This window comes from Spirosoma panaciterrae DSM 21099 (assembly GCF_000374025.1).
GTDB lineage: Bacteria > Bacteroidota > Bacteroidia > Cytophagales > Spirosomataceae > Spirosoma > Spirosoma panaciterrae.
In genome coordinates, this window is record NZ_KB893205.1 from 32,102 (window position 1) to 41,124 (window position 9,023).

Consider the following 9,023-nt stretch of genomic DNA (forward strand, 5'->3'; position numbering starts at 1 on the left):
GTAATCAGTATGAAAATGTCAATAACCAGCAAGGAGCTGGATTGAGCCTGTCCAATGAGCCAATGTGCCTCAGTTTTTGCTATTCAGGATATGTCAGGTCTTTGTACGTCAGGCCTGACTGCACTAGCAAAACAGCTTTGCCAACTATGTCAAAAGAACTCTACTTACTACTGATTCAAGGGTTGCCAGGTTTGCTGCTAACGGGTAAATATGCATTACCAAATGTGTCGGCAAATCGATATGATTCGGTTTCGCTGGTCAGATGGCTAGTTACACTTGCTAAAGAAAGCCGATCTATGGTCGGGCTAACCGATCCAATTCCGAAACGGCCCGGTTTACCAAAACCTTTGCTGTCCTATTCTGAACGATTGGCAAGAGCCAGACCGGGCAGATCGCCCGATACCAGGCGTTTGCCAACCAAAATCAGCCAATTAATTAGGCTATATCCATTTTTAACGGGTTCATTAAAGGACTCAGTTAAAACATGACGTTTATGCTATACCGTTAGTTGTATTTCGCTTGTCCAACGTTCAAGGTGTGGTGAATAGTCTCAGGCTACATTCGTTTAAGCCGGGAAGGTACTTTTCCTGACAGAGATGCATGTACCCTGGGGTTAATCACCAAAAAAATAATAGTAGAAAGCCGCTATGAAATGTAGTCTTGTGATAGGGTTCCTCATACTGGTGACCGCTGGCTCCGTCCAATTCTCGTATGGGCAGATCAGCTTTACCAATGCCACCGACCGGCTGCCCGACCGACCCTTCGTCGGCTTTCTGTCGAAGGCGGTGGGCGATCTGAATGGCGATGGACTGGACGACCTGGTTCGGACCCATTCCCGAACCAAGAAGCTTTCGCTACTTACCCATACTACAGCTCACACATTCACCAGCACGACCCTAAGTACCTTAACCGTCGAGCCCATTGCCACCCTCGTCGGTGATGTCGATAAGGACCATCGCAACGATATTCTGACGGCGGGTTTCTTCGATGGGGTGACCGTACGCTACAATCAGGGCAGTGGCTTTGTGGCCGATACCGTCAAAAGTCCTAAAATCTGGATGCAGGGAGCCAATCTGGTCGATGTGGATAACGATGGCTGGCTCGACGTCTTTGGCTGCAACGATGTGGGCCTAAACCAGATCTGGAAGAACGACAAAACGGGCCGCTTCAGCCCGGTGACCAACTGGATCGACATGCGCACAGTACCTGCTTCTGACAATTCGGGCAACTACGGCTCGGTCTGGTCCGACATCGACAACGATGGCGACCTGGATCTTTACCTGGCTAAGTGTTCCAGATATGCCGTAGGGCCACAAAATGCGGGCGATCCGCGCCGGATCAACCAATTGTTTATCAACCATACCTACGATCGCATCAATGGCCAGATCGTTAAAAATACCGCCAACTTTTCGCTGGACCCTACCAACTGGTTCAGCGAAGCGGCCGCAGCTAGTAACGTGAAAATCAGCGGACAATCCTGGACGGCCGATTTTGCCGACATCGATAACGATGGCGATCAGGATCTACTGGTGACCAACCACGAAAGTCCAACCATGCTGCTGGAAAACGATGGTACCGGCCACTTTACCGACATTACGACCCAGAGTGGGATAACCGGTGTGGTGGAGCCGTTGCAGGGGCTGATGCGGGATTTCGACAACGATGGGTATGTGGATGTGCTGATAACCGGCGATATGGCGGCCCAACTCTGGCGCAACAACGGCAACAAGACATTTACACTACAAACCGGAGCTTTAGGAACCATCAAGACGACTTCCTTTGCCCTGGGTGATCTGAACCACGATGGGTTTCTGGATGTGTACGCCAGCCATTACCCCAAGGCCGATGCCGAAGATGACCTATGGCTGAATCAGCCCAATGGCAACCACTATGTAGGCATCACCCTGCAGGGGATTCAATCGAATGCCAATGGGGTAGGAACTAAGATTGTGGTGCAGCGCTCGGATGGTGTTCAACTGGTGCGGGAGGTACGCGGAGGAGAAAGTTATGGGATCACCAACAGCTATACCCAATTGATTGGGCTAGGGGCCACGGCCAGCATCAGCCGGATTGAGGTGCAGTGGCCGTCAGGTCAGCGAAGTCGATTAGACAGCCCCGCTTCCGACCAGTTTCTGGTGCTCACCGAGCCAATCTGTACGTTGACTCATTGCGTCCCGATTCAAGCTACCGCCATTCGGTAACCATAGAGTCAATGACCGTATGAGCGAATGCATGATCGGCCTTGCTTATCATTCATTTTGTTTAGGGTTACATTCATTTATGCATTCATTATGAAACTGTTAGCGCATTTTTGCTGGGTTCTGGCGAGTACACTGGCTGTGTTCGTTGGCTGGCTATCGACGCCGTGCGGTAAGCTTTCTACCCATATGACTACCTGCATCGCTGGCCTTTGGCGAATGGTTCAGCCGCAAGAGGCTGCTCAGGCAGTTCGCCGGATTTGGCCTGATCAGGTTCATATCCGGGGGCACTCGTTCAGGTATGGATAGCGAGGTTCTACTAATCGATACCCTGTTTGTTTTAGGATAACTCATTCGTGCTTCTAGTTCGGATGAGCAGGATTTGTATTGTGTAGGCGTAGCCCCTTTATATGAATGATTTTGGTCAGATAAAACTTACCTGGCTTATCAATAAAAAAGTAAGCTGTGATTCCCTCTTATGAACCAGTTCGTTATCATACATACGCGAGCTATACGTACGGTAGTTTACAGGTTTTTGCATGCAGCAGGACTGTGGATTGTGCTTGTAGTTGCGTTTACCTGCTTTCCGCCCAATTGGGGTTATGGACAAATCACTTTATCGAATCAAAGTGTACGGCTTTCCCGGCAGAATTTTATTGGTGCTATGTCAAAAGGGGTAGTAGACATGAATAATGATGGAAAAGATGACATCATCCGGACTTATTCTCCTTTAAGTCGTCTTACTGGAACTCTCTTTATTGATTACCAGCAAGATAACGGAAGCTTTCGGACGGATTCGATTCAGCAGAGAAATTGGTCTTTACCACAAAGTATGGCTGTGGCTGATGTGGATAGAAATGGATTCAATGACCTCATTATAGGAGGAGATTATGATGGCGTCCATCTAGTGTCGCAATCAGCCACCGGGTTTTCTGCCATCGCTTTGACAGGCCCCAAAATTATGATGCAGGCCGCTAATCTGGTTGATATTAACAAGGATGGATGGGTTGATTATTTTGCTTGCAATGATCTAGGTATCAATCAAATATGGGGGAATAATAAAGAGGGTAGTTTGTTGCCGGTGTCAGATTGGATTGATTTGGCAACTGTCCCTGCATCCAACAACTCCGGTAATTACGGTTCGGTCTGGTCAGATATTGATAACGACGGGGACCTGGACCTGTACATTGCCAAGTGCAGCATCTTTGCCATGGGCTATCCTCAGGACCCTCGTCGAATTAATATGCTGTTTATCAACGATGGGAAAGGTCATTTTAGCGAACACGCTGCCGACTGTGGTCTACGCATCAATGGCCAATCCTGGACAGCCGATTTTGCCGACATCGACAACGATGGCGATATGGATTGCTTTGTAACCAACCACGAAAGCAACAGTATGTTGCTGGAAAATGATGGGACAGGCCACTTTACGGATATTACGCCAACAACCGGCATCGGTTCATTAGGGCACCCCTTACAGGCATTATTACGTGATTTTGACAACGATGGCTATGTGGATCTACTGGTTTCAGGAAGCGAAAGCCATTTATACCACAGTAATGGCAATAAGACATTTTCAGAAGTTACCTCTGCTTTTGGTGGGAAAACCCTGAAATCGTTTGCTGTCGGTGATCTAAATCACGATGGCTTTCAGGATGTGTATGTATCCTATCATGATTACCAGGCCACGAGTGCAGGGGTGGGGGCCGATGAGTTATGGCTCAATCAACCTAACGGGAATCATTATCTGGCTATAACCTTAAAAGGGGTGCAAAGTAATCTCAATGGGATTGGTGCCCGAATAACCATCTACACCGATAACCAGAAACAAATACGGGAAGTACGGTCGGGCGAGAGCTATGGGATAATGAATAGTCTGACACAGTATGTGGGACTTGGGAACTATTCACGTATCGATCGTCTGGAAGTAGCCTGGCCATCAGGCCAACGCACTGTTTTACAGGGAGTGACTGCCGATCAGTTTTTGACGATTGAGGAGCCGAATTGCAAAGCCGGTTCATGCGTCCCTCTAACCATTTTACAAATACGATAAGCCGCTAAATCTAATTATATGAAGAAGATGTACGATAGTCCGCTGCAAAAAGGGAAGGTATTGCCCCTGCCCTTCAGGAGGAGTACCCCGTTTTTTTTAGGTAAGAGGCCATCTGCCTTCTCGGGCTATTGGCTTCATATAATGAGTCTGGTAATAAGTATTCTGCTGATAGACAACAGTAGAGGGTACGCCCAGATAATACCTTCCTGCGGGCCGAATCAGGTGCTATCTGGTTACCTGACTGGGCAAATCAATCAAAGTGTCGCCTTGGATACCCCTATCGACATGGGAACATCTTTGTCGGCAGGGACGACTCTTCGATTTGTTTACGCAAAAGGGCCACTAACGGTGTGGGCTTCCACTACGTCGGGTGGGTCTTACACGGCCATTAGTAGTTTACCCTCAACATCAACGGCCGCCGTGAGTCAGGATATCATTCTGCCCACGACTGCTCGGTATATTAAATTGACCGGAGCCGAGACGGCAACTGTTTCGACGGTTGCTTATATCACCTATAAATGCGTAGCGTCGGCGATACCGAGTTGTGCCAGCGGCCAGCGGCTGGTGAGTTATCCGGTGGGGGCCACGGCGGTCAATGGGGTAGCCTCCAGCCAGGTTGCCCTGCAAGGCGACGGCAGTGCGGTCAGTGTTCAGCAGTATTCACCATTGGTGATCGACCTGGGTAGCGTGGTGACGGCTGGCAATGCCGTTGATGTGACCTACTCCGGAGGCAATACTTACAATGGAGAGGTGGTGTATGTGGCTACCTCTACCAGCGCATCGGGGCCGTTTATTACCCTTGGCACGCTGCCTTCGTTGAGCGCCAGTTCAACCAAGCACCTGACCTTGCCCCTGGATGCCCGCTACGTCCAACTCACTACCAGCGGTGGCAGTGCCTTCTCCATTGATGCGGTCACCTATCCGGTTTACTACTGTGTGCCCAATCCGGTGCCTACCTGCCCGGCCGGTCAGCTTAGTGTGAAGGTCACTTCAGGGGCAACCTCGGTTCAATCGGCCTCGGGGGGAACGACGCCCAACGAGGCACTGGGGGGCACCCTCGATGGCTTCGTGGCCGACCTGCCAGCCAGCACCACCGTTGTGTATAACATGGGCTCGCTGCTGGCGGCTGGCACGCCCCTGACGCTGACCACCAACTACCCGAGTAGCACCTACGAAGTACGGGTAGCGGCTTCGGCCTCAGGGCCTTATGTGTCGCTGGGTTTTTATACGTCCGACAGCCAGTTTACCTTGCCCATCAGTGCCCAGTACGTGCAGGTACTGGTGAAGGACCGGACCCTGATTGATGCCATCACCTACCCGACCTACAGTTGTGTGGCTTCGCCGATTCAGTCCTGTGCGAGTGGTCAGCAGGTGATTGCCTACTCGCAGGGGGCGGTTTCTGCCCAGGCTCTGATGGGCTCGGTCACGGGTACATCGGATGCTGTGGGCTTGGCCGATGGGGTGTATGCAACCATGGACTTGAATTCATCGATGGTGCTGGACCTGGGCCAGACGGTAGCAGCAGGGACCCCGATTCGGTTTCTGGGCAGTACCACTGGCTATAACTATCCGTTAGAAGTGGCGGTGAGCAACTCGGCGTCGGGCCCGTTTCAGGTGCTGGACCATACAGTTAGTTCTTACAATTATCCTACTATTTATACACCGATAACGGACTCCTGGGTACTTCCCCAGAATGCGCGTTATGTGCGGCTGGTCTCCCGGTCGCAGCCCTGGGCCTGGAAATGGCTCGTTGATGGGATTGTTTACGACCGTTACAGTTGTGTGTCGGCCCTGCCGAGTTGTCCGGCAGGTCAGCGTCAGGTGAGTTACCCGGTGGGAGCCACGGCGGTTGCGGGCAACAGTGGTGTTACCAGTGCCAACAGCGCGTTGGGTCAGTTGGACGGGTCTTCTGCCACCTTCACATCGGCGAGTTCGCTGACGTTGGATCTGGGGAGTGTGGTGCCCGCTGGACGGAGTGTGGATGTGACCTACCTCACAGGTGGCACAGGCGACAATGTGATGACGGTGTGGGCCTCGGCCACGGTGGGTGGTCCGTACACGGAGTTTACGACTCTGCCCTCTTCAACGGGTGCTCAGACGTTGAGTTTGACCTTGCCAGTGGATGCCCGGTATATAAAATTCAATCTGGCGACGGGAGGGCAGCGGTACTATCTGGATGCGGTCACCTACAAAAACTATACTTGTGTGCCGTCGAATGTCACTTCGGGATTTGTGTTTAACGATTTGAACAATAATGGTCAACTGGACCCAGGTGAAGCAGGCATCGCAGGAGTAACTGTAAAGGCGTATGATCAGAATGGCAACCTGGTGGCGACAACCACAACCGTAGATGGGTCGACCTCAAATGGGGTACTCACAACGGGTACGTATTATTTTTCGGGTTTAACCGCTGGCCAACCGTATCGTCTGGAGTTTTCGTGGCCTAATCTCTCGCAATATGTCAGTACCATTGACGGGAATGATAGCCACACATCTGTACAATTTATCCAGGGAGTGACCGGGAATAATAATTTTGGCCTGTATGTGCCAAGTACAGTATGTTCCCGTTTGCCTGATCCTCGCATGGTTACGGGGCAAGGCCTGACAACAGGTTTGTCAGTCGTATCTTTTGATTATGGTGATATAACTGGATCAAGCAACATTACATACGATATATCAGGAGCTGAGGTAGGGGTGCCAATTGGGGTTGGTTCGCAACGGGGAACGAATCTGATTTTTATGTCACCGATCTCGACGAATCTGGCAGGGGTATTTCCACAAGCACCCGATGGCTCGTCGGCAATTTATGTCGCCAATTACAACGGCCCTAACGGAACGCAGTCTTACCAGGATAGTAAACTTTTAGTGAGGCTGAGCGACCTGGGCATAAACGTGGGCCCTACGTATACTTCAGTCGGTGGCAACCCATTTGGAGTTCAGGGACTTGGCGGGCTGGATTTATCGGAAGACGGCAATACATTATACGTCATCAATATGTCTGATGGCAACTTAGTAAAGGTAGATTTAAGTGGGGTTACGTATAATCAATTACCGGCATCTGCGCCGACATCAGCCGCAGAGATTAGCATCCCCAGTTCGTTAGCTCAATGTACTGGAGGTATTTATCGGCCGGCTGCCGTAAAACAATATGGAGGGAAAATATATGTAGGTGGGGTATGTAGCGCCGAGACCAGTAATTCTGCCAGTGATCTCACTGCAGCTGTGCTGTCGTATGATCCTGCTACGGGCGCCTGGAAAAATGAGTTTTCTTTTCCTTTAGATTTTGGTATTGGAAGTACCATGTCGCCCTGGAGTACGGGTGGTGGCCCTGTTTTACTAGACCTGGCCTTCGATCAGAATGGGACGATGGTGTTAGGGGTAACGGATCGGTATGTATATGGAGCCGCTACATCGGCAAACCAGGTTGGTTACATCATAGGGGCTTCCCAAAACCCCGACGGAAGTTATACGCTTGAAAGTCAGGGTGTATTAGGAGGGAAAGTGGGACAAAGTGTTTATCGGTCAGGTTCCCAAAATGTCTATGGCCCCGGTGGTGGGTGGTTTTTTGAGCAATCAGGGCCTATCAAAGCGTATCACCCCTTCACCTTTAACGGTGGATTATACATTAACCCGAATACGAATGTATTAATGGCGGGTAGCACAGATCCTACATCGGCTGGTCAGGACGGTGTTGTATACATGGATATGTCTACTGGGTTGATAACCAATGGTCTGGACCTCGTTGGGATAAAATTAAGCCGGATTACGGGTACTAACAGTGTTTGTGAAGCTACGCCTTATTTAGAGATCGGTAACCGGGTCTGGAAAGACACCAACAAAAATGGCATTCAGGATCCGGGCGAGCCTTCGCTGGCTGGTGTAACCGTGCAACTGGCCGATGCCAGTGGAAATGTAATTGCCACGGCCGTGACGGATGCAGATGGAAATTATATTTTCTCAAACGCTCCGTATGCAAGTTCGAACAGCGCAAAATACGGTTTACCGATCAAGCAGCTTACCGATTATAAACTGACTATAACATCCTTAGGCAGCGACCCATCGACAACAGGCTTGACCCTGACAGGGATTTCGCCCGCGCCGGGTGAAACTGCTGGTGCAACCAACACCGGCAAGACTCTGGCCAATAACGATGCGTTCCTGGTCAACAATTTGCCAACGATAACGCTGAAAACAGGCGTAAATGGAGATGTAAACCATACCTACGACTTCGGCTTTATAGGGTCAATATTCGACTTAGCCCTGACCAAGAAAGTAGCCACCGGTCAGGCATCGATTATCAAACCGGGTAGCCAGGTGACCTTCACCGTGACGGTCTACAACCAGGGAACGCAGCCGGCCTACAACATTCAGTTGACCGATTACATACCGGCTGGACTGACGCTGAACGATGCCAACTGGACGGCCAATGGCAGCCTGGCCACGCTGAAAACCCCCATTTCGGGATCGCTGGCGGCTGGTGATAGTACTAAAATGAACATCACCTTCACGGTGAATGCCGGGGTGAGCGGACCGATTATCAACAAGGCCGAGATCAGCAGTGCCGACAACGACACCGATCCGACCAACACCCCACCCACCGATGTGGACAGCAAACCCGACCAGAACCCCACCAACGATGCGGGCGGCACGCCTAACTCAGGCAGNGATNACAGCATCAACGGGAACGGCACGGGTACACCGGGCGATACCAACCCGGCCACCGACGAGGACGACGAGGACCCGGCCATCATCTACGTACAACCCTGTACGGT

4 protein-coding genes are annotated in these 9,023 nt (G+C 51.0%); all 4 read left to right on the top strand.

Features of this window, described 5'->3' with window-relative positions:
- The first annotated feature begins 647 nt into the window (after window positions 1–647).
- A complete protein-coding gene (locus B153_RS0124845; protein WP_020599455.1) occupies window positions 648–2,201 on the top strand; it encodes a CRTAC1 family protein in 1,554 nt (517 codons plus the stop codon).
- A gap of 90 nt (window positions 2,202–2,291) precedes the next feature.
- Window positions 2,292–2,507 carry a hypothetical protein gene (locus B153_RS38370; RefSeq protein WP_157634839.1) on the top strand — a complete coding sequence of 72 codons (216 nt, stop codon included), beginning with the start codon at window positions 2,292–2,294 and terminating at the stop codon, window positions 2,505–2,507.
- 523 nt (window positions 2,508–3,030) lie between these two features.
- The gene (locus B153_RS0124850) at window positions 3,031–4,251 is read left to right on the top strand and encodes a CRTAC1 family protein (RefSeq protein ID WP_245564941.1); all 1,221 of its coding nucleotides are present in this window, start codon (window positions 3,031–3,033) and stop codon (window positions 4,249–4,251) included.
- 2,019 nt (window positions 4,252–6,270) lie between these two features.
- A partial coding sequence (locus B153_RS38900; protein WP_425423152.1) for an SdrD B-like domain-containing protein occupies window positions 6,271–9,023 on the top strand: 2,753 nt, incomplete at its 3' end.